The organism is Nostoc sp. (genome assembly GCF_036917455.1).
Classification (GTDB): Bacteria; Cyanobacteriota; Cyanobacteriia; order Cyanobacteriales; family Nostocaceae; genus Nostoc.
Genome location: NZ_JBALDK010000236.1, coordinates 34,252 through 57,199, shown reverse-complemented (window position 1 = coordinate 57,199; position 22,948 = coordinate 34,252). Strand labels below are relative to the sequence as shown.

Annotated in this window: 20 protein-coding genes and 1 tRNA gene; 13 read left to right on the top strand and 8 right to left on the bottom strand. The window is 40.7% G+C overall.

Annotated features, from left to right (window positions below):
• Window positions 1–208: 208 nt before the first annotated feature.
• A complete protein-coding gene (locus tag V7K42_RS26425) occupies window positions 209–1,450 on the top strand; it encodes a hypothetical protein (RefSeq protein ID WP_334920339.1) in 1,242 nt (413 codons plus the stop codon).
• A 36-nt stretch (window positions 1,451–1,486) separates the two neighbouring features.
• Window positions 1,487–2,254 carry a phosphatase PAP2 family protein gene (locus V7K42_RS26420; RefSeq protein WP_334920338.1) on the top strand — a complete coding sequence of 256 codons (768 nt, stop codon included), beginning with the start codon at window positions 1,487–1,489 and terminating at the stop codon, window positions 2,252–2,254.
• A 195-nt stretch (window positions 2,255–2,449) separates the two neighbouring features.
• On the opposite strand, the gene V7K42_RS26415 is transcribed toward V7K42_RS26420, so the two are convergent.
• Window positions 2,450–2,722, bottom strand: a complete 273-nt coding sequence (locus tag V7K42_RS26415) for a hypothetical protein (RefSeq protein ID WP_334920336.1) — start codon at window positions 2,720–2,722, stop codon at window positions 2,450–2,452.
• A 599-nt stretch (window positions 2,723–3,321) separates the two neighbouring features.
• Here V7K42_RS26415 and V7K42_RS26410 point away from each other — a divergent pair.
• Complete coding sequence (locus tag V7K42_RS26410) at window positions 3,322–3,783, top strand: hypothetical protein (protein WP_334920334.1); 462 nt, start codon at window positions 3,322–3,324, stop codon at window positions 3,781–3,783.
• 93 nt (window positions 3,784–3,876) lie between these two features.
• Here the strand turns inward: V7K42_RS26410 and V7K42_RS26405 are convergent, their stop codons facing one another.
• Entirely contained in the window at window positions 3,877–4,680 is an 804-nt protein-coding gene (locus V7K42_RS26405; protein ID WP_334920332.1) for a prohibitin family protein, read from the bottom strand.
• Between the two features lie 466 nt (window positions 4,681–5,146).
• Here V7K42_RS26405 and V7K42_RS26400 point away from each other — a divergent pair.
• A tRNA-Ser gene (locus V7K42_RS26400) sits at window positions 5,147–5,231 on the top strand.
• 121 nt (window positions 5,232–5,352) lie between these two features.
• Here the strand turns inward: V7K42_RS26400 and V7K42_RS26395 are convergent.
• The gene (locus V7K42_RS26395) at window positions 5,353–6,951 is read right to left on the bottom strand and encodes a serine/threonine-protein kinase (protein WP_334920386.1); all 1,599 of its coding nucleotides are present in this window, start codon (window positions 6,949–6,951) and stop codon (window positions 5,353–5,355) included.
• Between the two features lie 780 nt (window positions 6,952–7,731).
• The gene (locus V7K42_RS26390) at window positions 7,732–9,876 is read right to left on the bottom strand and encodes a BamA/TamA family outer membrane protein (RefSeq protein ID WP_334920330.1); all 2,145 of its coding nucleotides are present in this window, start codon (window positions 9,874–9,876) and stop codon (window positions 7,732–7,734) included.
• A gap of 232 nt (window positions 9,877–10,108) precedes the next feature.
• Between V7K42_RS26390 and V7K42_RS26385 the strand changes: the two genes are divergently transcribed.
• Complete coding sequence (locus tag V7K42_RS26385) at window positions 10,109–11,473, top strand: lipid-A-disaccharide synthase-related protein (RefSeq protein ID WP_334920328.1); 1,365 nt, start codon at window positions 10,109–10,111, stop codon at window positions 11,471–11,473.
• 54 nt (window positions 11,474–11,527) lie between these two features.
• On the opposite strand, the gene V7K42_RS26380 is transcribed toward V7K42_RS26385, so the two are convergent.
• The gene (locus tag V7K42_RS26380) at window positions 11,528–12,250 is read right to left on the bottom strand and encodes a response regulator transcription factor (RefSeq protein WP_094330507.1); all 723 of its coding nucleotides are present in this window, start codon (window positions 12,248–12,250) and stop codon (window positions 11,528–11,530) included.
• Window positions 12,251–12,719: 469 nt separating this feature from the next.
• Between V7K42_RS26380 and V7K42_RS26375 the strand changes: the two genes are divergently transcribed.
• The 4 genes from V7K42_RS26375 (at window position 12,720) to V7K42_RS26360 (ending at window position 16,146) form a co-directional block, all read left to right on the top strand.
• Window positions 12,720–12,908, top strand: coding sequence for a hypothetical protein (locus V7K42_RS26375; protein ID WP_334920326.1), 189 nt, complete (start codon window positions 12,720–12,722; stop codon window positions 12,906–12,908).
• Window positions 12,909–13,164: 256 nt separating this feature from the next.
• Window positions 13,165–13,446, top strand: coding sequence for a hypothetical protein (locus V7K42_RS26370; protein ID WP_334920324.1), 282 nt, complete (start codon window positions 13,165–13,167; stop codon window positions 13,444–13,446).
• A 224-nt stretch (window positions 13,447–13,670) separates the two neighbouring features.
• Complete coding sequence (locus V7K42_RS26365; protein ID WP_334920322.1) at window positions 13,671–14,984, top strand: ATP-binding response regulator; 1,314 nt, start codon at window positions 13,671–13,673, stop codon at window positions 14,982–14,984.
• Window positions 14,985–15,018: 34 nt separating this feature from the next.
• On the top strand, window positions 15,019–16,146 hold the full coding sequence (locus tag V7K42_RS26360; RefSeq protein WP_334920319.1) for a hybrid sensor histidine kinase/response regulator: 1,128 nt from the start codon (window positions 15,019–15,021) through the stop codon (window positions 16,144–16,146).
• Between the two features lie 149 nt (window positions 16,147–16,295).
• On the opposite strand, the gene V7K42_RS26355 is transcribed toward V7K42_RS26360, so the two are convergent.
• Both V7K42_RS26355 and V7K42_RS26350 read right to left on the bottom strand, forming a co-directional pair.
• A complete protein-coding gene (locus V7K42_RS26355; protein ID WP_334920317.1) occupies window positions 16,296–17,105 on the bottom strand; it encodes a DUF3598 family protein in 810 nt (269 codons plus the stop codon).
• A 138-nt stretch (window positions 17,106–17,243) separates the two neighbouring features.
• Window positions 17,244–18,146, bottom strand: coding sequence for a cell division protein FtsX (locus V7K42_RS26350; RefSeq protein WP_334920315.1), 903 nt, complete (start codon window positions 18,144–18,146; stop codon window positions 17,244–17,246).
• A gap of 137 nt (window positions 18,147–18,283) precedes the next feature.
• Here V7K42_RS26350 and def point away from each other — a divergent pair, with 137 nt between their 5' ends.
• Window positions 18,284–18,847 carry a peptide deformylase gene (def, locus tag V7K42_RS26345; protein WP_094330502.1) on the top strand — a complete coding sequence of 188 codons (564 nt, stop codon included), beginning with the start codon at window positions 18,284–18,286 and terminating at the stop codon, window positions 18,845–18,847.
• A 10-nt stretch (window positions 18,848–18,857) separates the two neighbouring features.
• On the top strand, window positions 18,858–19,061 hold the full coding sequence (locus V7K42_RS26340) for a hypothetical protein (RefSeq protein ID WP_012410393.1): 204 nt from the start codon (window positions 18,858–18,860) through the stop codon (window positions 19,059–19,061).
• 223 nt (window positions 19,062–19,284) lie between these two features.
• Here V7K42_RS26340 and V7K42_RS26335 read toward each other — a convergent pair whose 3' ends face one another.
• Window positions 19,285–19,392 (bottom strand): hypothetical protein, encoded by a 108-nt coding sequence (locus tag V7K42_RS26335; protein ID WP_334920313.1) that lies wholly within the window; start codon window positions 19,390–19,392, stop codon window positions 19,285–19,287.
• A 92-nt stretch (window positions 19,393–19,484) separates the two neighbouring features.
• On the opposite strand from V7K42_RS26335, the gene V7K42_RS26330 reads away from it, so the two are divergent.
• Both V7K42_RS26330 and V7K42_RS26325 read left to right on the top strand, forming a co-directional pair.
• The gene (locus V7K42_RS26330; protein ID WP_334920311.1) at window positions 19,485–20,291 is read left to right on the top strand and encodes a PD-(D/E)XK nuclease family protein; all 807 of its coding nucleotides are present in this window, start codon (window positions 19,485–19,487) and stop codon (window positions 20,289–20,291) included.
• Window positions 20,292–20,410: 119 nt separating this feature from the next.
• The gene (locus V7K42_RS26325) at window positions 20,411–22,942 is read left to right on the top strand and encodes a single-stranded-DNA-specific exonuclease RecJ (RefSeq protein WP_334920309.1); all 2,532 of its coding nucleotides are present in this window, start codon (window positions 20,411–20,413) and stop codon (window positions 22,940–22,942) included.
• Window positions 22,943–22,948 lie beyond the last annotated feature (6 nt).

Sequence of the window (22,948 nt, the reverse complement as noted above, 5' to 3'; positions counted from 1 at the left end):
GTCCCCATAACGCGTTCAAAGATTGCTCTTTTAGTTTTGAGGTTTAGTAACGGCGATCGCGTTTCAAGTCATAAATCACTTTCTTTAAATACCATTTATCCGATTGACCTTGGTGCATCTGCTGCTGTTTGAGTAGTCGTTCGTCCCTCATCACATCACCATTAAGTAAAACAAATAAACGTTATCTTCTAATTATTTCAAAGAGAATATGTTTGCCAGAATTCGTCTAATTTTAAGTCAATTTTTTAGCAAAACAAGAACAATCAACAACGAACCTCTGAATAAAGTAAGTTTGATTGTCATTATTATAATTGATGTTTTTATCTTAATTAATGTTTTTACCGGACTCGATGATATTAGTAGATGGCAGATAAGTCCTACTGAGGCTTATCCATGTTATTCAGAATGGCAAAGTTATCGGACAAAAACTACTAAAGACAAAGACTACGAAATTGTTAGACTTTCATTACCATCTTACACAAGCAATCAACTAAGTTTTCGGCGAAACTATCAACAAGCCGAAGCAGGACATCTGGGTAAGGTTTCTCAAACGTGTTTGCAATATGCCGATTACAAAGATAAGATTAACAATCCTGAAAAGCAGCAAATTATTAAAACTATCGATCAAAAACAAGCAAAAATTAGTAGACTTGAACAAACCAATGGCACTATTAAATCTCAGTATGACTCAACGCTATTAGAAAAAATTGCAGGTCAGGGTCGCGAACAATCAATTAATCAAGTGAGTGCCGAAAAAGCTAAACAGGCATTAGAAGAAAATAATCGCCAAATTTCTACTCTTAAACAAGAAAATTCTACTCTTAAAAATGAACTACTTGCCAAACCGGAAAGTATTAATTTTATAGCCTTTCTTAAAAATGACAATCAATTCCGAGAAGTTGACAAAGGCTATCAGCAGGCATCATTTTGGTATCCAAGTATCCAGCTTGCTTTTCAGTCACTCTTTCTGCTACCTTTAATTATCATTGCCTTATCAGTTCACAAATTTGCTCAAGGAAGAGGATATGGGCTTGTATCGCTAATTAGCTGGCATTTGCTCGTCATCTTTTTTATACCACTAATTGTTAAAATATTTGAGTTTCTGCAAATAGGTGCAATATTTAAATTTTTATTTGATATTATCAGCGCCCTTTTTGGTGGTTTGCTTTTCCTGATAAATTATATTTATATTTTGCTGATTCCAATTATTGGTTTTGGAATTATCCAGTTTTTTCAAAAATTTGTCTTTAATGTTAAAGTCCAGGCAGCTAGCAGAGTTCAAAAATTACGCTGTGTAAATTGCGCTAAGAAAATTCGACAGGCTGATACTTACTGTCCGCACTGTGGCTATTATCAGTACATTGAATGCCAAAACTGTCATAATATTACTTATAAACATTTGTCGTACTGTAAACATTGTGGAACTTCTCAAGATTCCAGTAATTTGTAATCAGTAAAGTAGTTAATCGGTATTTTTAACTTAGATATGGAAAAAGTAGAAAACGCTAATCAAGAGAGTCAGTCACCACTTTCTTTTCTGACAAATCTGTTGATTGCTCGTTGGCGATCGCTCTTACTCCTCTTGATCGGAGTATATTTACCTTTGCAGGTCTTTGAAATTCTGACAGTGAAGATATGGGACAATCAAGCAGGCTTCCTGTGGGATGTGCCTATTCTCTTAGCAGTTCATTCTACAGCCAACCCACAGTTAGATGTTTTAGCAGTGACACTGGCTACAATTGGTTTACCTTGGACGGCGCTAATAATCTTGGGTGCGATCGCACTTATATTACTACTACAAAAACGCTGGCGATCGCTAGCTTATTTACTCACCGCCTCAGTGGGAAGCATCATCATCAGCCGCACAGCAAAGGAATTAATGCATCGAGTGCGCCCCCAATTATGGCAGTCTATTGCGCCTGAGTTTAGTTTTGCATTTCCCAGCGCTCATGCCATGACGAGTATAACTTTGGTAGCAATTTTACTATTCTTAACTTGGGCTAGCTCTTGGCGCTGGTTGGTTCTCATCTTCGGTAGTTTATACACAATAGCTATTGCGTGGTGTCGTCTCTATCTGGGGGTACATTTTCCTAGTGACATTCTCGCAGGTTGGATGGTTGCATTAGGTTGGACAATTGGTGTAAGTCTAATTATCAAACCGTATAAAACTACAGCCAAATCCACAGATAGCGATCGCCCTAAAGATGAAACTACCTTACTGCCTGAAGAAAGAAAGTTGATAACTGAGGAATAATATTCTTTCTGCTGAAAGGATTTTATATCCTCCTAAATTCCCCTGAAAATCTGTGACTTTGATTCTGTTGTTCCACTTTTTAAGAAGGATTACTGAGGAGCAATAAATTCCTCAGATTACAAACAAATATTTTTCAAACAACCTCTTAACTCAAAAACCATTTAAATTCAGCTATAAATAAACTTTTTAGACTTATTACGAACCTTGCAAAAGGTCATTAATTGAACTTATCCTCTGTTTGATTTGTTCCGTCAGAGAAATTCTTAATAAGTCAATGGTTTCGGCTGAAAAATTGAGTAATCCCAAAGCATAGAATAAGCTTGAAATGCCAATAACCAAAGCTAATAATCTCCCAAAGCAACCGGGATTAATTTCCACAAAGCCTAACTTAGATTGTCCAATAATGGCAATTGTTATAAAAACAATTCCTGCTATTAAAAATGTGCTATTTGGAGTTAAATCTGTCATTTGCCGATTAAGATGCCTCAATATTTATATTCTAACTATTATTAGTTTAAATTTCTGCCCTGACTATATACAAAAAAATTGTTGCTCAACATCCACCCACCCTACCCTAATGAGAATCTGGTCATTGCCGTATCGGTGTTGGATATCACGATATGCTAGAATTTATTGTATATTCTAATTTCTAAACCTATTAGGCAGCAAATAGCACAATTGTGTATAAATCGTTCTATTTAGCTCAGATATTGCAAAACAAACCTAGATTCTGCAACAAGGGAACTGACTCATATACCTCTGTAGAACTAGCCCCTTCAATGTGACTTCCAAAATCTCTGCGTCTCTTTTGCCTCTGCGGTTTAAAAATAATTTATTCAACCACTCCAGCCGCAGAGAAAAGAGGAATTATTGTCCAAAAATTTTACCCACCTTGAAAGGGCTACCTGCATCTGATTTTAACCTCAACTTTGCTTTTTACTATTTTGCTGAAACCATGTATTGGTAAAACTTTCAGCACTAAAAAGCCCGAGTTTTATTCCTTTTGTAGTAGACTTTAGTTTAGTTTATATATTAAAATACACTAAGCCGATAGGAATAGTGGTTTTATGGAAAGCGTCCAAAACGTCAGTCAAGAATTGAATGTAACAGGAGAAACAGTCCTAGAAGATTTACAACAGTCTACTCCAGAAGAGTTCAAAAAAGATATTTTCAAAAAACTCAGAGGTGGATTTTTTCTAGTACTGGGATATTTATTGTCACCACTATGTTGGTGGAATGACTTACTATTCAATCTGCCAATAGCTTATGGTTTTGGGTATGCATGTAGCTTACTTTCCCCAAAATTACTTCTACCTTGTTCAATTATAGGATACTGGCTCTCTAATATTGTGGGAATTCTCTTGATGCAATTCGGTTCTAAGGACATTTTTCAAAAAGAACCTCAAGAGCATAACCTCAAAAAAGAATTATTTACTGGTCTAATTTCTTCAACAGCTTATACCCTGCTGATTATATTATTGATCCAGTTGAAGATTCTCGATTCTCCAATTTTATTCTCCAACAATTAATTTAGCCGAGCGAATTTCTACAAAACAAAAAAATACCCGAATTCTTCAAGAATTTGGGTATTTTAGCCTTTGGATAAAGAGCCAACTATTTAATTAGTCAAATTTTAAAAGTTCACTTAAATTCAACAATTTTGGAGCATCCTTACTTACAATTAATGGCAGCTTACCATTCCATTTTTCTATTGCTTGCCTTTGCAGTATTGGCGGAGTTAAACCATCACGTAATAATCTGTGTGCCTCCGCTTCACCTTTGGCTAAATTAACTTTTGCTTCAGCCTCTTTTGTTGCTTTCAGCGCGACAAACTCTGCTCGTTTTGCTTCTTGTTCAGCAATCTGCTTCGCTTCCACCGCCTCACCAAACCGTTCTGAAAAATGGACATGAACTAGAGAAATATCATCAACTGCAACGTGATAGCTACTCAGTCGTGTAGACAATACATCATCTACTCCGCCTTTGACTTCTCCTCGTTTAGTAATAATTTCTTCAGCAGTATACTTTGCCATGATTGCCTTTATGACTTCTTCAACTGCTGGGTTAATAATCCGCATAACTACAGCTTGTTCATCTCCAATTTCTTGAAAAATGGCGTTTGCTTCCTGGGGAATAATATGCCAATTGATAGCTACATCGGCGAAAACATTTTGTAAATCTTTAGAAGAAGCCTCAGCCGAAATTTCCTGTTTTTGGACTCGAATGCTCAACTTTTTTACAGTATTGACTACAGGAATAATTAAGTGAAGTCCTTCTCCTAATATCTGGTTTTGTACTTCACCAAATTTCATCAATACACCACGTTCACCTGCATTTACAATCACACAAGGTGTGAGAAAGAGAGTTATCAGGAATAAAAGAGCAGTCAGTTTACCGGCACTGTTAAAAGTTGTATTTTTTATCATCTGTGTGAAACATGTATGCGTCTTGCATAGAGACACATATTTAGGAGTTGTAAGCTTCTTCTGGTCATGCTCTTATAACTTTGACTCTAAGTCAATTTTTATCTCCCTTTAGACAAGGTAACAAATCATCATTACCAATAAGTAGCAAGTTCCTGAATGAGCCAGCGTATAGGCATATAGGTAAGTCACAAATCTGTAATTGACTACCCTAACTTGGAGATAGTGAAGGTTTAGGTAGCTTTATGTTTACATAAATTACTGTAATAATATCGAAAAACAGTAGTATTTGAAAAAATAAAGGCAGTTCTTGCACGAGAGACTGCTAAAGGGAGAGCGCGAAAATCTGGACTGAAGCGATCGCCTGATTGAGAGTAATGTTATAGTAATATGGGCAATGCACTAACATTTCCCTCAAATCACGACATTTGAATATAGAGATAGATACTCAAATGTGTGAAAAGTACCTGGAGAGGTGTCCGAGCGGTTCATGGTGACGCACTCGAAATGCGTTTTGGGGAAACCCAACGGGGGTTCGAATCCCCCTCTCTCCGTTGAAAAGTATTCCTCTCGACGTAAGACCGTTGTGTTTTTATTGATGAGTGCCTTTTAACTTTTTACTTTTGCCTTGTTCGGTGAGATTAATTTTAGATTAAAGACAAAATCTAAAATTGACTAATTATTATCATCTTGTAGCTTTTCCTGCAATTTGCGATCGCTCTGCGGTTGATTATCAGTCTGTGAATTGTGCTTTTCCAGTGTTGGTACTACCACAGCAGAAGGATCTGACTGTTTCGATTGTGTGGGTGGTGTTGTTGGTATAACCACAGAATTTGGCGGAATCACCGGTTGAGGGGAAGCAGAATTCTGGTTAGAAGTGGGTAAGTTCTTTTGTGGTGATGGTGCGGGCGAAGCACTCCGAGATGACCTGATTGCCCGTAATTTCTCCACTAGCGAGGGTGTGGGGGAAACGCTAGGTGATGGTGCAGATTGCTCCAAATCGCTGCGTTGTGATTCTTGTGTAGGACTGCTGGGAGTTTCTTGTGGGGAAGAACGGCGATTACGCCGCCGCTTGGAATTAGAAACAGGTGTTGATTCGGTTGTTGAGGTGGCGTTAGTCTCTTTACCATTCTCGGAATTAGGTACTTTCGCATCTGGTTCTTGAGTTGGCTGTTCAAAAAGCGGCTTTGTGGTTGGCTGCGGCTGAGATTTCGGTAAGATGCTAGTGATGCCAAAACCTGCCGTAGCAGCAACCAGGGCTACGCCCATAGCAATTAACATTGATGAGCGAGGTTTTTTAGTCAGTATATTTTCCTTGGCGATACCTGGGTTGGGCTGCGCCAACACCGATGGTTTATGAATGCCATTTTGGGCAGTTTTCCCCAGCAAAGTTGCGGCTTGTTGGGCAGATAAATTGACAGTTGGAACTGCATAAGTTGCTAAAGCTTGCGCTGACAGATTCGCCTCATTTCCAGGTAATAGTTGTAACCATTCAGCAACTGTCGCTGGGCGAAAACGAGACTCCACCGCCATCCCGCGCATTACTGCTTGGTTGACAGCAGCACTCAAGTGTGGTTGCAGTTCGCGGGGAGAAGGCATTTGTTCGCGATCGCGCAATAATGCTGGCATCGGAACTTGTGCTGTCAACAGTGCATACAAGGTGGCGGCTAAACCATAAACATCGGTGGCTGGTGTGCGCGATGCTTGCGTCAAATACTGCTCAATTGGAGAATAACCTTCAGAAACTAGACCCGTGTGAGTCTGCCGGACGCTACCATTAAATTCCCTGGCAATGCCAAAATCAATTAATACTACTTCCTGGGTTCCAAGGCGTTGGATAATATTATCTGGTTTGACATCTCGGTGTAGCAAACCATTGTTGTGTACTACCTGCAAAGCTGCCCCAATTTGCCGGATGTAATGAATTGCTGTGGCTTCAGGTAAGGTTATTCCTGGTAATACAAATGCGTCTCCCAAGGTTTCGCCACGAATGTATTCCATCACCATGTAAGGCAGTCCGGCTTCCACAAAAAAGTCACTGACTCGGACTATATTTGGGTGGATACACGTAGCTAATCGTCTGGCTTCATCTTGGAATTGGCGCTCAAATTTCGCAAAATCAGGATGTTGTCGCAGCCGTTCATTGATGGTTTTCATCACCACCTCCTGACCCAAGTAGTGATGGGTAGCTTTAAACGTAATGCCAAAGCCACCCCGCCCTATTTCTTGAATTAGGGTATATTTTCCATCCTGCAAAATTGTGCCTGCTAACATAAAGAGTCCTGATTCCTGAGTGAGCAGATAAGTAGCGATTCCTGAGTCTTGAGGGATTCCCAAAAAATTTTCCCATATTTTTTATATAGGGCAGCGTTTCCGCCTGTCTATTTTACGGGATGATTTACCCGGATTTCTCACCACATCTCTCAAAGCCTTGTGCAGGGAAGGATGGGCAGGAGAGCGGGGGAGCAGGGGAGCAGGGGAGCAGGGGAGAGTTCAAAAACCAAGTTCTTTCCCCTCTGCCCCTCTGCTCCCCTGCCCCTCTGCCCTTCTGCCCCTCAAGCTTGTGAGAAATACGGGTTTAGTTGTTGGAACTCTCAAAGTGAGAAAGACCTCCCCGCGATCGCAAGAGTTTTATCTTTTTCAGATGATAACGCGAGAGTCAATAAATCTTGAAGTAGGAAACAGGCTTAAGCTGTCTTCCACCTGGACGATATTGGCGAGGAAGTACGGCTTTAGGCAACGAGCAATTCCGTGATTTGGCTTGAGAACACCAATTTAGTAATCTTTAATAATTAATAACCAATCTATTTAATGCAATTGACAATTGCCTCAGACAACGCGATCGCACAGTCAGTAAAGCAATTAATTGAGCGGGTACAATTTAGAGACTTTTCCCCACCTTTTTTAGGTGGGTTGGGGGGGATCAAAAAGTGCCTAAAATTACAGCCAACCACTTTTAAAACATCCTATTAGACATAGTTTCAACGTTAGTGCAGAAATTAAGCGAACGGATAGTTTTGACTGTTCTTTTTTCAGTTTTTCTGATAAATCCGGTTAAAATCGCTGACCTATGCCTAAATGCACTTTGCTTTCTCCCTGGTCATTAATGCCATAATCAGCCCGAATTAAGCCTAATGGTGAATTTAAGCGCACTCCAGCCCCATAACCAAAACCATACCCTGGTTTGCCTCGTACACCCGCAGGATCTCCTAATACAGTATCACCTGAGCCTAAGTCAGAAGCAAAGTCGGCAAATAATACACCCCCGACGATTGGTAAGACGGGAAAACGATATTCTGCGGAAGCTAATACATAACTGCGACCACTTCCCACATCGCCTGAATCGTAACCGCGCACTGAATTGGAACCACCTAAGTTAAAGCTTTCGTAGGGTGGTAAATTTCCAAGGACGGTACCAGCTTGCAGATTCACTGCAAATACTTGTGGCTGTTTGGTGTTAAATAATTGGACTGGTAAATATTGGCTGTAATTGGCTTTGAGACGATTTAGGGAAATATTCCCTTGACCAATGGGTATAGATTGTTCTGTACTCAAACTCAAAACGGAACCTTGAGTTGGGTTGAGGGGATTATCTCGTTTGTCTTTGGTGGCGGTGAAGGATACGGTAGTTAGGTCATCAATACCAGTTCCACTTGCGGAGAGGGGATTGCCCTGAACGTCCGTTGGGGTAATATTACCTTGGCGATCGCGAATACTAGTTCGAGTATAGTTTAATCCTAATGAGGTATTCCAGTCGTCGATTGGTCGCTGTAAGCTGACACTTCCACCAATTTTACCTTCCCGCACTGTGTCGCCGTTAGCTAGCTTAATCCTGTCATCAAAGGTTTCCGAAAGTTCCCGATTCCGAAAACCATTTATAGTGTACCCCAAGCGATCGGGGTTTGTTGTCCGATAGGGGCTGACAAATTTGCTATTAAACTGCAAGTCTCGGCTACTTACACCAACATTCAAGCCTAAAGTATCATTAATACCGCCGACATTCTGATCTTGATAGCTGATTGTACCTATCAAACCCTGGTCGGCATTATAACTCCCGCCCAAGTTAACACCACGCGCCCCAGTTTCTTTAAGTTGATAGACTAAATCAAGTTTTGTCGCATCTCCTTCTAAGGCGACATTCACAGTTTCAAATAAACCAGTCTGATATAACTGTTGGATATCTTGTTTAACTACATTTTCTTGGAAAATTTGACCAGGTTTTAGTTTGAGTTGCTGTTGCAGAAAATCTGGTTTGGTACGTCCCCCAACTGGATTACCCTTGCTATCAACGGTTTTACCCTCGTCGTTGACAAAACGAAATTTGATCTCACTCACCAAGCCTTCAGCAACATTCACAGTGAGAATGCCTTGAGAACTGGGTTTAATTGATAGGACTCGTGCTAAGTTATAACCATTGTCGGCGTACCATTTGTTAATTTGTGCTACTGCTTGCTGGAGTCTAACCGGACTGATAGTGGTTCCGATTTGAGATTGCAACTGTTGTTGGGCTACTTGGTAAGTGAGGACTTTAGCACCAGATAATTGCAGCGATCGCACAATCACCGGTTGCACTTGATAAACTACATTTAATCCAGCCTGTGTGCTAAAGCTATTCACACTGACATTGCTAAATAAACCTGTATCCAAAATTGCCGCTACATCTTTTTGTAGTTGGCTTTGACTGGTTTCTCCACCAGCCTGGGTTTTAATGACTTTACGAATGATATCCTGCAATTCTTGATTTGCTCCCACTACCTGGACATCTATAGCTGTAACTACTAAAGTGTTTTCAGTAGCAGGGGTTTTGGGAGATGCAGAGGGAGTGGGAGAAAAAGGGAGTGGTACGGAAGAATTTGCCTTGTCTACTTTGTTTTCAGCAAGCGGCTTGAGAGTTGGCTTGGCTGTAGGGGAGGTGGGGGAAATAGGGAGGATGACTGCTGAGTTTAAGATTACTGGGGAATTTTTGCTTCCACCTGTTTTTACTGCGATGGGATTTTGAGAAAATTGTTGTGCAACTATAGTTTCTGGGGAAGCAATTGTCTCTATGCGTGTGGGAGTGTCTTCAATTATTGGCACTACCAAGTTACCAGCTTTTGCCGTTGGAGTAACAGTTTTAGTCGATGCAGCCGTTGCTTGCTGAGTGACATTGGCAGCAGCTAAAGTAGCTAAAGTAAAAATTGCAGTAGCAGAAACTCGCATAATATTTAACCTAATTAACTGGGAGTTATATCAATTTTGGATTTTAGATTTTAGATTTAAAGACTTGACTAAAAAGCAGGTCTTAAGAATTTTAAACAATACATCCTTTCCGAATTTGCTGTTAGTTGTAGAAAAGTAAAGAAATAGCGATAATACTAACTTCCAGCTTCTTCGCCGATTTTCCTTTATACCTCTTACCCAAACAGACAGTTAATTTTGATATTTTGTTTCTATGAATAATGCATCCCGCTTATCTTTAGCTTCTAACTCCCAAACTCCAACTTCTCCTTTACGGTTACTTGTATTAAGTAATGGTCATGGAGAAGATATGATTGCAGTTCGGATTTTGCAAGAACTCCAACGACAATCAAACCCACCAGAGATATTTGCTTTACCTCTGGTGGGTGAAGGACGTGCTTATGAACAGTTAGATATCCCCTTTATCGGTTCAGTACTGACTATGCCTTCTGGCGGCTTTATTTATATGGATGGCCGCCAATTAGCGCGGGATGTCCGCGGTGGTTTATTTCAACTTACTCTCAGCCAGATAAAATCTATCCGCCGATGGGTGAGTTCTCAAAAAAAATTAGGTTATAAAAGAGCGATTTTAGCTGTGGGAGATATTGTTCCCCTGTTATTTGCAACTCTTAGTGGCGCTAATTATGCTTTTGTGGGTACAGCAAAATCTGAATATTATGTGCGGGATGAAGCTGGATTGTTGCCACGTAAATCTAAAGACGCGCGTTGGGAAAACTTTTCTGGTTCAGTTTACCATCCTTGGGAACGTTGGTTGATGAGTCGTCGCCGTTGTCAGGCGGTATTCCCTAGAGATGCACTGACGACCGAAACATTAAAACAATGGCCAATTCCCGCTTGTAATTTGGGTAATCCGATGATGGATGGTCTGGAACCGACGTTTTCACGCCAACAATTTTATAGCGAGAATGCCCAACAGCAAGAAAGAGTCCGACCTTTCGTAGTGACTCTTCTGCCTGGTTCCCGTCCGCCAGAGGCATATACTAACTGGGAAATAATTATGATTGCCGTATCTGCGTTGATGGCGAGTTTCCAAGAGCGAGGGTCAATCTTTTATACTTCTAGCACAGTAGTATTTTTAGGTGCGATCGCTCCTGGTTTAGACTCTAATATTTTATCCCAAAGCGTGCAATCCCAAGGCTGGCAAATTCAATCAGCATGTCCAATCAAACTTTCCGATCCAAACATCTTGACATTTAAGCAAAGAAATGCATATCTTTTACTGACCCAAAAAGCTTATAACGATTGCTTGCATTTGGGAGATTTGGCGATCGCAATGGCAGGTACAGCCACAGAACAGTTTATCGGTTTGGGGAAACCTGCGATCGCTTTTCCCGGTAACGGCCCACAATATAATCCCGCCTTTGCTGAAGCTCAAAGTCGTCTTTTAGGCTCATCTTTAATTTTAATTGAGCAGCCAACAGAAGTCGCTAAAATTGTACAGTCTCTATTCAAAGATCCTGATATTTTGCAGATTATTGCCGAAAATGGTGGGCGACGCATGGGAAAATCGGGAGCAGCACGAAGGATTGCTGATTGCTTGCAAGAACGATTGAGTTGAAGGGCTATTTAGTAGTCAATCTCCTTCATCTCCCCAATCTATAATCAGCATTCCTCATGCTACCAACCCAGAACGTAAGGCCCTCACAGCAGCTTGGGTACGGTCATCAGCACATAATTTATTTAGAATATTACGAACATGGGTCTTGACAGTACCAACTGTAATATAGAGTTTCTCGGCAATTTGACCATTGCTACATCCAGCTACAATCAACTCTAGAATTTCCAATTCCCGTTGAGTTAGGGGATATGTTTCCAAAACTTGCTCGTATTCTGATGCCAGCGCCTCAATTTTTACAGTCTTCGGCTTGTCAGAACCTTGGCTTTCTCCAGGAATACCTTGCCGCATCTTCCGCAATACCACATTGGCAATTGCCGGATCGATCCAAGAGTTACCGCCGTGAGTTGCTTGAATCGCTTCCGTTAATTTACTGATGCTTGTTTCTTTCATGTAATAAGAATCAGCACCCGCCGCGAAAGCTGCAAGTACAGCATCCTCTGTATGATCCATCGTCAGGATCAGAATCTTTGTTGAGGTTTGCCCGCTTTCAGCTTGCTGGCGTTTGAATTTACGGGTTAGTTCAATGCCATCCATATCAGGTAAACCGATGTCTACAACAGCTACATCTGGCTTTGCCGTTTCCAAAAGTTTTAACCCTTGAGTAGCATTTGCTGCTTCGCCAATTACTTTCAAAGCACTATGAGACTGCAATGCAGCTCGTAGCCCCATTCGCGTTAAGTCATGATCTTCAATTAAAATAATGCTAATTTCATTCATCGCTACACTCGCTCTGACGCTGTTTGCATCTTTCAAAATATTACCTTTTGTAAGTTGCTATCTATTATTTTCCCAAACTCAAGATAGATGATAACTGAACCAGTCTGCATCCATCGGTAGAAATAATAAATTTCCTATTTTTGAATATTTAGATAGAAGACATATCTAGCTGAAGATATATAGATACTTGGATAAAAAGTATGAAATATTGAGACGAATGCCAAACTTATCCCCCCTTTTTCAAAATTCAGCCTTCAGTTACCATGTTTTATTAGTTAATTGCTATCATCTTCTATAAAGTTTTGCAAAAGCTGAGGAAAATGGACAATTTACAACGGGTCAAAGCTTACCTACAAAAAGATGAACAAAGTTTCGAGGGGTTTTTAAACAATCCTTTAAATTCATCGGCTTGATGGCGCTGATGGGCATCCTTACCTTATACAAGGGAATCAGACGGCATTCAAATTTGATGAAGGTCTTGGTAATTTTCCGAACAATGCGAGACCGCGATCGCCAAAAGAATAACACAGGTTTCGCGATCGCTCAGAAAATTATCGAAACTCAAGGAGGTAGCATTACTTACAAATTCACAAAGCAATTTTATCTTAATCTAACCAATCTAATGGTTAAAACTGCTCAAGCTTATGGTACACGATAATGGTCTGCAACTCTCACCAATGGGTGACGACGGTCGCTACCTCACTCATTTACAATTGTATTAAGCTGAGTAAAGTATTTTATTTTACTTTAATCGGTTCTATCCGTTGTCTTCAGAGCAAAAGTTTTTGGTTTGTTAATTGCTAATTTTTTGAAGCCATTAGTCGTTTGCGAGGAGTTTAATTTCAATCCTCTGGTAACTTAACCAGATTGAGGATACAACAGACTGAATTTAACTCAAGGAAATGCTCAAAAGAGTGATTAACATCCTACTAAGGGAGGATAAACAAGTTGATGTGATAAATGTCAAGCAGACATTCAAAAAAGTTAATATTATTAACCCGGTTCACCCTTTATATATATTGTGCGGTAATCGCAGACAGCCTCCGAAAGTTACCGTGGAGCAACACTTGATTTTGCAAAAAGATTTGAAGATGCCAAAGACGGGCGGTATCGAATTTCCCCAAAAATTAAGTTCTGAGCCGCAATTGAGAGCAACTCCTGTAGTTGTGATGACTGTCTCAAATCAAGTTCAATAGTGAGTGAAAGCTGGAAACTAAAATTTAGCTGGATATGTCTTGAAGCCTTTAACCTTTTCGTTAAGACAATAGCAGCACCCAAAAGTATTGGATATTGTGCAAAATGCCTTTGTTAATCAAGTTACAGATTTTAAATATCCGAAAATCTTATATTCTTTAGTTGGATAATCTTAAAAGGTAAATGATATATATCAATATCTGTCTGGCTGCAAAAATAAAAACCGATGGAAGAGACGCTGAAAATTTTGGTTATAGATGATGACGAAGTAGACAGGGTGGCAGTCCGTAGCGCTCTGACTGAAGCAGGTGTTCAAATGGAACTGTCTGAAGTTAGTGATAGCAATGATGCATTTTCTGCCTTAAGCACTACTACTTATAATTGTGTTTTCCTCGATTCTCGCTTACCACTCGAGGATGGACTAACCTTGATTCAACAGCTACGTTATTCGGAAATTCAAGTTCCTTTAGTAGTTTTAGCTGGTCAAGAAGATGAACAAATTACTGTGGAATTAATCAAAGCTGGTGCTACAGACTATCTTTCTAAGTCTAGGATATCCACAGAAAACTTGGCACAGGTTTTGAGGAGTGCGATTCGGATTTCTCGCGCTGAAATGCAAGCAACTTTGGCAAAAAAGGAACTCATTCGTAAGAACCAGGAATTGGAGAGACAACAGCAACATATTCAAATGCAAAACTTCAAGCTATTGGAGATATCGCAGTTAAAATCACATTTTTTGGCAACGATGTCTCACGAACTCAGAACGCCGATGAACGCAATTATTGGTTTTTCGCAAATCCTGTTGCGTCCTAAGTTTGGTAAACTAACTCATCAGCAAGCAGATATGGTTGAGCGCGTTTTGAATAATGGGAAGCATTTACTAATGCTACTCAATGAAGTTCTCGACTTTTCCAAGCTGGAGGTAGGACGATTAGACTTGAAGGCGGAAATATTTGATGTATCAAAGATCGTAAATCAGGCTGTAGGTGAAATGCGTTCGCTAGCTGATGCCAAAAATATTTCATTGTTAGTGCAAAACGATTTGCAAAATCCTTCGGTATTTAACGACCCTGTGCGGATAAAACAAATTTTAATTAATCTGCTTTCCAACGCCATTAAGTTTACAGAGTCTGGTGAGATTGGGGTTGAGGTTAAGGAACTACCAGAAAAGAGAGTAGCAATTATTGTTCGGGATACAGGGATTGGCATCGCATCCAGAGATTTTAAACGTATTTTTGAAGCATTTCTACAAGTCGATCAAACTATCACTCGCAAATATCAAGGTACAGGACTGGGTTTAGCAATTGTAGATTCACTGGTACGAATGATGGGCGGCAAAATTTTTCTTGAGAGCAAAGTGGGCATAGGTTCAAAATTTAAAATTGAATTACCGCGTCAAATCACATTAACGAATGTAGCCGCCAATTGCCAAAATTCACCGTTAGATGATGAGGGAAATTTTTACTCTCCTAAAAATTCTCATCAGTCATCTTCTGAAGCCAGGGAAGCACCAATAGGATATCCTAAATTTAAAATATAAATTACTTCCAGAAAAGAATAAAAGTTAATTAATTATGTCTGTAATTGAAAATAATAAAATTTATCGTATCCTCGCAGTTGACGACATTCGAGATAATCTTATTTTGGTTCAAACAATTTTAGAAAGTGAGGGGTATGAAATTGATTTGGCTTCAGATGGAATAAAAGCTTTGCGGCAAGTTGAACAATCTCCACCCGATCTAATTCTGTTAGATGTGATGATGCCGGGGATAGATGGTTATGAAGTTACCCGTCGGATTCGGCAGAACCCCGCACTCTCTTATATTCCAATTCTGCTGATTACTGCCTTTCACGAATCCAGCGTTGTCGAAGGTTTAGATGCTGGTGCTGATGATTTTATTCGCAAACCATTTGATACTGATGAACTACTGGCAAGGGTGCGATCGCTCTTACGTCTCAAGCAGAGTCTAGACGAACAACAAAAAATGAGCCGCCAACGAGAAGACTTTGTTTCCCGTCTGACTCATGATTTGCGAACTCCTCTAGTCGCCGCCGACCGCATGTTGAATTTGTTTGAGATGGAAATATTCTGCAAAATTTCGCCGGAAATGAAAGAAGCGATCGCAGTTATGATTCGCAGTAACCAAAATTTGATGGAAATGGTAAACACTCTGTTAGAAGTCTATCGCTTTGAAGCAGGTAAAAAAACGTTGAATTGGGAGGAATGCAATTTACGTGAGATATCTCAAGAAGTAGTCGGCGAACTAAGTCCTCTAACTAATGAAAAAGGTTTAACTTTAACAATAGACACTAGTAAAATAGAGTCACTCGGTAATAATGCTGCTGTTATTATGGGCGATCGCTTGGAATTACGGCGAGTGCTAAATAATTTGATCGCAAATGCCATCAAATTTACAGATACGGGAGGCATAACAATCCGCATTTTTGAAACATCACCTCATTCAGGAAATCAAGATTCGGTAACGATTGAGGTACAAGATACAGGATATGGGATTGCGCCCGAAGATCGGGCAACAATTTTCGAGCGATTTCGCCAAGGTAAACATAAACGCTCAGGTAGTGGTTTAGGACTACATCTATCCCAGAGGATTGTAGAAGGGCACGCAGGAACTATCCATGTCGCCTCTGAACTAGGCAAGGGTACTTTGTTTACTGTGCAACTACCTAAGAACATTTCTTGAAGGAGACAGTTCTTGCTGGAGGCATATAAGACCTCTTGCATCAAAAATACAGAACCCCCACCCCTCAACCCCGATTTTTTACTCATAGTGTGGGAGGTGTGGGGAGTGTAGGGTGTTAGGGACTTTTGCAAGAGGTCTATAAAAGTTATTTACAATTTTTCTTCAGTAACTAATGTCAAACTAACCCATTCGCCTTTCTCGTTATAGCTGCGAATCATCCTCTGGCGCAGGTTTGCTTGGATTAACCAACCCGCTTCTAAGAATAAGGGTTGACGTAACTGTACCTTGAGGGGAGAAGTTGCAGAAGCGCCATCAGGTAACAATAATACTTGTACCTGCTTTTCTGGATCTTGGTCAAAGAGAACGATAGAACCTTTGATGGTAGCAGTTGAGGTAATTGTACGTTCCCCAAAAGAGGTACTTTGAATTAATCGCCCAGTATCATCAAGTTGTATTTTCAGAGTTGTAGAGTAAATATCAGGTGAACGCAAATCTCGATAGATTGTCACTGCTTGTCCTCGCCATTCTCCCAATAAATCATTTATCTGTAAGGGTGGACGTTGTGCTGCTGGAGTTCCAGCTAGATGTTCTCGAATCAGAGTTAGTCCATTGAGATGACCGTTTTTATCAAACAGTTGCACCAAACGTAAGCGGCGATTTTCATGAACAAAAGCGAGTTCTCCACCAAATTCGGAAAATGGCCCTAGCTGAATTAAACCTTCAGAAAATGAACCATTTTCAAAAAATAGCAGACCTCCTCCTACAGAACTAAATTCTCTGATTAAATCATCCTTTCTCGAACGACTTAGAGTTAGGCGGACTGTCTGGTTATTGTTCAAACTCTCCAGCGAAAGACGGCTAGAAGTATCGTTTAGAAGCGCACCTTGGGGAGAAAAATTGGTAAATGAACCTTCCCATACACCGAGATTTTGCAGAAAACATTCCCATTGCGATTTCATAACTATTTTTTCCTTTGTCATTGGTCATTGGTCATTTTATTAGCCTGTAGGTTTAATTTCATATTCGTTCAATCCAAAACTTCAGTTGTTATTTTAAAATTTTGAAAACTCCAAGTTCAAAGGACAAATAACCAAAGACTATCCTTTAGCAAAACATCTGACAGCAAATAAGCTTCCCATTAATCCTACAGCTGCACCGAAACTTAAGAGAATCAAGGGTAATAGTAAAATTTGGGCTGGAGTGAGTTGTACTCCGTTGGTGATAACTTGGATAAACTCAGGTTGATTGGCTAGTAGCTTACCGAGAAACTGTTGAATCACAGAAATGAAACTCCAAGCGATCGCACCACCAACTAAACCAAAAGCAATTCCTTGTAAAATAAACGGCAGGTAAATCCAAGCTGAGGTTGCTCCCACCAGTTGCATAATTTCAATTTCCTGTCGTCGTGCCATGACAATCAGCCGAATTGTGGTTGTAGTCACTGCGATCGCTGTTAAGGTCAGAATAATCGTAATTGTTAAAGTAATCCAGTTCAATCCCCGGTGCAACTGGGCAATGCGTTTAACTGCTTCATCGATATACTCCACGGTTTCAACTCCTGGCAACTTAGCCAGTTGCGTTGCTAAAGTTGGTACAACTTGAGAATTACGCGCTTTCACCTTCATCTCATCAACCAAAGGATTCTCACCTAGCTGCTGGGTAGCGCCCTCAATATCAGAAATTCTCATTTCCTTAACTAATTTAGTCCAAGCCTGTTCTTTGGTAACGCTTTGTATTGACGCAACCTCTGGCATTTTGGCGATCAGTGGCTCAATGTTTTCGACCCGCGTATCCGGTTCCAGATAAACTGATACTTCTAGCTGGCTACCAAACTGATAGAGGAGTTTTTCAACTTGCCAAGAGGTTTGTAAGCTCAAACCAAATAAAAACAGTAACACCGTCACAGTACTTACAGCTGCCCAATTCATCCAACCTCCCCGCAATAAACCGAGGAAAGTTTCTTTAAGCAGATAGTCTAGTTTGGTTAAAGACTTCAACATAATTCGTAATGGGCTACGCCCCGCTTCGCTAACGTAATTCGTAATTCATAATGCCCAATTCCCAATTCCCAATTCCCCACTCCCTAAATTGATAGAATAAAAATAGTACGAATTTTCACCACTAGCCATTGAGACTCATGCCTTCTGAAATTGCTGTAGAGAAAAAAAAGTTAAAAAATCCACCTTTGGAGCTTCATTATTTAGGCGATCGCGTGTTGCGTCAAACTGCAAAACGGATTTCTAAAGTAGATAACGAACTTCGCCAGATGGTGCGCGAAATGCTGCAAACTATGTACAGCAAAGATGGCATTGGTTTGGCTGCCCCCCAAGTCGGAATTCACAAACAACTAATTGTCATCGACCTAGAACCAGAAAATGCAGCTAATCTGCCTTTGGTGTTGATTAACCCCACCATTAAACAAGTAAGCCGCGAAATCTCTGTTGCCCAAGAAGGATGCTTGAGTATCCCTAACGTATATCTAGACGTAAAGCGCCCCGAAGTCGTGGAAATTGCCTATAAGGACGAGTATGGCCGTCCTCGGACATTAAAGGCTAATGACTTGCTGGGACGCTGTATTCAGCACGAGATGGATCATCTTAACGGTGTGGTATTTGTAGACCGTGTAGAAAACTCCTTGACTTTAGCCCAGGAGCTATCTAAGAATGGCTTCTCGTATCAAGCGGTGAAACCAATAGCATAGGGGGGTAGTAGTGTATTTAACTCCAAAAAGCAGTTTATTTCTGGGTGGTTCTTGTGTAAGTGCGATCGCAGCTGTCGGTTCGATTTTTGAACTCAGTTACGGACAACCAGATTTGGGTTTCCAAGTCACGGCGATTATCCTCGCATTGAGCATTCCACTCACCGGATTATTTTTCTTTGCCGCAGTTAAGGACGCAAGGGCTAACATGAAATAAGCATCAGGTACATAAAAAAGGTAAAAGGATGGAGGAAAAGGCAAAATTCATTCTTTTACCTTTTATTTTTATTTTATTTTTCGGTTGTTCTACGGCTCCCAAGGCTTTAAGAGTATCTATCTGTGCCGATGTTAAGCCAGTAATCCTAAAAATATTCATTCCTTCATAGGGTCTATCGGCTCTGAGAGTTTTTAAGCGATCGCCTATTGTCACATTCCAAAGTTTAATTGTCTGAACCTTGGCTACTACAAATTAGGGTTTGACCATCGGGACTAAATGCAACCGACCTGACCCAATTATTCCCATGCAAGGTTTTGAGACACTTGTCCATGTAGATATCCCATAATTTTACAAGTTTGGTCTTCGCTGCCGATCTGTGTAGACGCGGTTTCTAACGGCCCTTTTAACTTCTAAAATAGAAGAATGCTGTTAACTCCGACTCAACTACTGCGACTCTCTCAAGGACAACTCAACTTACTAGAAGTTTGTCCCCGTAAATTTCAACATACCTATCTCGAAAAACTCAATTCGCCCTCAAATCCCGAACAAGAAGAACGGCAAACTTTGGGTAGTCGTTTTCACTTACTAATGCAGCAGCGAGAAATGGGTTTGCCAATTGATAGTTTTCTGCAAGCGGATGCTAGACTGCAAAGCTGGATGCTAGCTTTTGCCGATGCAGCCCCAGAAATTTTAACGGCTGCATCTGATAATCAAACTTTCCGTGAGAGTGAACACTATCGCACTCTGCAAGTTCAGGATTATTTGCTGACGGTTGTCTATGATTTATTGATTGCTGATAACCAACAAGCGCAAATTCTCGACTGGAAAACTTATCCGAAACCACCCAATAAACGCAAGTTAGAATCAAACTGGCAAACACGGCTTTATCTGTATGTTTTGGCAGAAACTAGCGACTATTTGCCAGAAAATATTTCCATGACTTACTGGTTCGTCCAATCGGAGGGCAAACCGCAAAATATTAAATTTAATTACAATACTGCTCAACACACACAAATAGCAAAAAAACTTAATCAACTGTTAAATCAGTTAACTAATTGGCTGGAAGATTACCAAAATAACCAGCAGTTTCCTCAAGTTGTGGAGGGTAGCAAAACTTGCGATTATTGTCAGTTTGCTAAAAGGTGCGATCGCGATCGCACACAAGTTCCTGAAGAAGCAGCGAAAGACTCATTGCCAAATTTTGACAACATTCAAGAAGTCTCACTTTAATTTTATCCGCCGGATTTTTTATTCTTGGATCTCATGGAAAGTTAAAAGGTAATATAAAGTCCTTTTCGTAAATCTAAAGCATTTGAAAGCATTTTAATTAAAAGCGAATTATTTTAGCAATGTCAGAACAACAGTGGACTATAACAGCAACCGAACAACCCCCTGAGTGGTTCATCCAAGCGGTGAAACAGCATACACCCCTATCAAGTGGAATGTATGCGGCACAATTATTGTGGAAACGGGGAATTAAAGATAATCAACAGTTAACAGCTTTTATCAACTATAAAGCTTATCAACCAGCGAGTCCCTTTGAGTTTGGGCAAGAAATGCACTTAGCGATCGCACGATTGCAACAAGCATATAATACCAAAGAAAAAATTGCCATCTGGGGAGACTTTGATGCTGATGGGATTACCGCCACATCTGTGCTTTGGGATGGATTAGGGCAATTTTTTAAACAAAATACTCAGTTAATTTACTATATTCCCAATCGGCTGAAAGAATCTCACGGACTCAATAATCAAGGGATTGATAATTTAGCAAAGCAAGGTTGCAAATTAATTGTTACTTGCGATACTGGCAGCACGAACGTTGAGGAAATTATCTACGCCAAACAGCTAGGCATAGATGTAATAGTTACAGACCATCATACTTTACCTACCGAACGCCCACCCGTCACAGCAATTATCAATCCCCGCTATTTTTCAAGGGAACATCAGCTATTTAATCTTTCTGGGGTAGCGGTAGCTTATAAATTAGTCGAAGCACTATATCAAACTCTGCCTAATATTGCAAAATATCCCTTAGAAGATTTATTAGATTTAGTAGCAGTAGGATTAATTGCCGACTTAGTGCAGTTAAGCGGAGATTGTCGTTATTTAGCACAATTGGGAATTCAACGACTGCAAGCAGATTTTCAACAGCCGCCAGCAGCGCGTCGCCGTCCGGGGGTGGGGCGATTATTAGAATTGTGCCAGAAAAGTGGCGATCGCCCCACAGATATTTCCTTTGGTTTGGGGCCAAGAATCAACGCTGTCAGCCGCATTCAAGGTGATGCCAGTTTTTGCGTTGAATTATTAACCAGTCGAGATGTCAAACGTTGTCACGAATTAGCCGAAGTTACAGAACTTGCAAACACCAGGCGCAAGTCTTTGCAAAAAGATGTGCAAGCGCAAGTAACACAAAAACTTATTCAATTAGATTTATCAACCACCAGCGTCATAGTCCTAGAAGATGCCCAATGGCCTGCGGGTGTGTTGGGCTTAGTTGCTGGACAGGTGGCACAAGAAACAGGCCGCCCGACTATTTTGTTGAGTACAGAAGGATTGGGGGAGCAGGGGAGCAGGGGAGCAGAGGGAGCTGGGGGAGCTGGGGGAGAAATTTCTTCTAACTCAGCACGGGCTAAACGCCCTGCTATCGCTAACAGCACTCAGCACGGGCTAAACGCTCCGCCACTGATAACAGCACTCCCATTAGCGCGTGGTTCCGCCCGTTCGGTGAATTCTGTCGATTTATACCAACTGGTAAAAGACCAAGCCCATTTGTTACATCGCTTTGGTGGACATCCCTTTGCAGCAGGTTTGAGTTTGTTGGTGGAGAATATTCCTTTATTTACAGCTGCGATTAATCAGCAGTTGCGCCAATCTTTGGGTAGCACAACCTTAACGCCAACCGTGCAAGCAGACTTGACGGTAACAGTTGCAGACTTGGGGAAAGAGTTATTTTTGGAATTGAAAGTACTAGAACCTTGTGGAATGGGTAATCCTGTTCCGAAATTGCTAATTCAAAATTGTTGGTTTGAAAATGCTTGGCATCGCAATCAGCAGGATTGGCAAGGGAAAAAGGTACAGTACATTAAAACCGAGTTTGACATTCGGGATGATTCCGGCAGAAGTGCTTTTCCGGGCTTGTGGTGGGGACACTACAAAGATGAATTACCCATAGGAAGGTGTGATTGCATAGCCGAATTAGACTACAACACCTTCAAAAAACGTTATGAAATCAGATTAATTGCCGTGCGTCCTAGTGTTGACTCAGCACTTAACACTCGAAATGGGCTAAACGCCCCGCTATCGCTAACACCACTTATCTTAGACTTACGAAATCAGAAATACCCAGAGTCGGCAACTCAAGACGGGCTAAACGCCTCGCTAACAGCATTGACTCTCAAAGATTGTCCCACGAGTTGGGATAATTTACGCTTATGGTTGCGGCGATGTCTAATGACAAGCCGCTTTGCGTCTACGCTTGACAATCAGCAACAATTAGCGATCGCTTGGTCTAAACCCAATCACCAACCACCTAATCAAATCTGGCTGACTCTTGTCGGAATTGCCAAATATCTCAGTCGCACAAATCAACTAGTTACCCGCGTCCAACTTTTAGAGAAAATTGGCATTAGCGACCAAACCTTACTTGTAGGAATCAAAGCTTTAAAATTTTTAGGGTTCACAGTCAAACGACAAGACAATGATTTACAATTTGCTTGGCATCCGAGCGATCGCACAGAAAATCTTGCCGATGAAGCAGTGACAAAGTTTTTAGCTGCTGTCCGCGAAGAACAATTCCAGCAACAGTATTTTGCTGACGTGCCTTTATCTACTATTATGGCGATCGCAAACTCCGACAATTATATGGGTGCAAACCTTTAAAAATAA

Coding starts and splice junctions, on each gene's coding strand:
- V7K42_RS26425 (WP_334920339.1), top strand. CDS start 209: ATGTTTGCCAGAATTCGTCTAATTTTAAGTCAATTTTTTAGCAAAACA.
- V7K42_RS26420 (WP_334920338.1), top strand. CDS start 1,487: ATGGAAAAAGTAGAAAACGCTAATCAAGAGAGTCAGTCACCACTTTCT.
- V7K42_RS26415 (WP_334920336.1), bottom strand. CDS start 2,722: ATGACAGATTTAACTCCAAATAGCACATTTTTAATAGCAGGAATTGTT.
- V7K42_RS26410 (WP_334920334.1), top strand. CDS start 3,322: ATGGAAAGCGTCCAAAACGTCAGTCAAGAATTGAATGTAACAGGAGAA.
- V7K42_RS26405 (WP_334920332.1), bottom strand. CDS start 4,680: ATGATAAAAAATACAACTTTTAACAGTGCCGGTAAACTGACTGCTCTT.
- V7K42_RS26395 (WP_334920386.1), bottom strand. CDS start 6,951: ATGTTAGCAGGCACAATTTTGCAGGATGGAAAATATACCCTAATTCAA.
- V7K42_RS26390 (WP_334920330.1), bottom strand. CDS start 9,876: ATGCGAGTTTCTGCTACTGCAATTTTTACTTTAGCTACTTTAGCTGCT.
- V7K42_RS26385 (WP_334920328.1), top strand. CDS start 10,109: ATGAATAATGCATCCCGCTTATCTTTAGCTTCTAACTCCCAAACTCCA.
- V7K42_RS26380 (WP_094330507.1), bottom strand. CDS start 12,250: ATGAATGAAATTAGCATTATTTTAATTGAAGATCATGACTTAACGCGA.
- V7K42_RS26375 (WP_334920326.1), top strand. CDS start 12,720: ATGAAGGTCTTGGTAATTTTCCGAACAATGCGAGACCGCGATCGCCAA.
- V7K42_RS26365 (WP_334920322.1), top strand. CDS start 13,671: ATGGAAGAGACGCTGAAAATTTTGGTTATAGATGATGACGAAGTAGAC.
- V7K42_RS26360 (WP_334920319.1), top strand. CDS start 15,019: ATGTCTGTAATTGAAAATAATAAAATTTATCGTATCCTCGCAGTTGAC.
- V7K42_RS26355 (WP_334920317.1), bottom strand. CDS start 17,105: ATGAAATCGCAATGGGAATGTTTTCTGCAAAATCTCGGTGTATGGGAA.
- V7K42_RS26350 (WP_334920315.1), bottom strand. CDS start 18,146: ATGTTGAAGTCTTTAACCAAACTAGACTATCTGCTTAAAGAAACTTTC.
- def (WP_094330502.1), top strand. CDS start 18,284: ATGCCTTCTGAAATTGCTGTAGAGAAAAAAAAGTTAAAAAATCCACCT.
- V7K42_RS26335 (WP_334920313.1), bottom strand. CDS start 19,392: ATGGACAAGTGTCTCAAAACCTTGCATGGGAATAATTGGGTCAGGTCG.
- V7K42_RS26330 (WP_334920311.1), top strand. CDS start 19,485: ATGCTGTTAACTCCGACTCAACTACTGCGACTCTCTCAAGGACAACTC.
- V7K42_RS26325 (WP_334920309.1), top strand. CDS start 20,411: ATGTCAGAACAACAGTGGACTATAACAGCAACCGAACAACCCCCTGAG.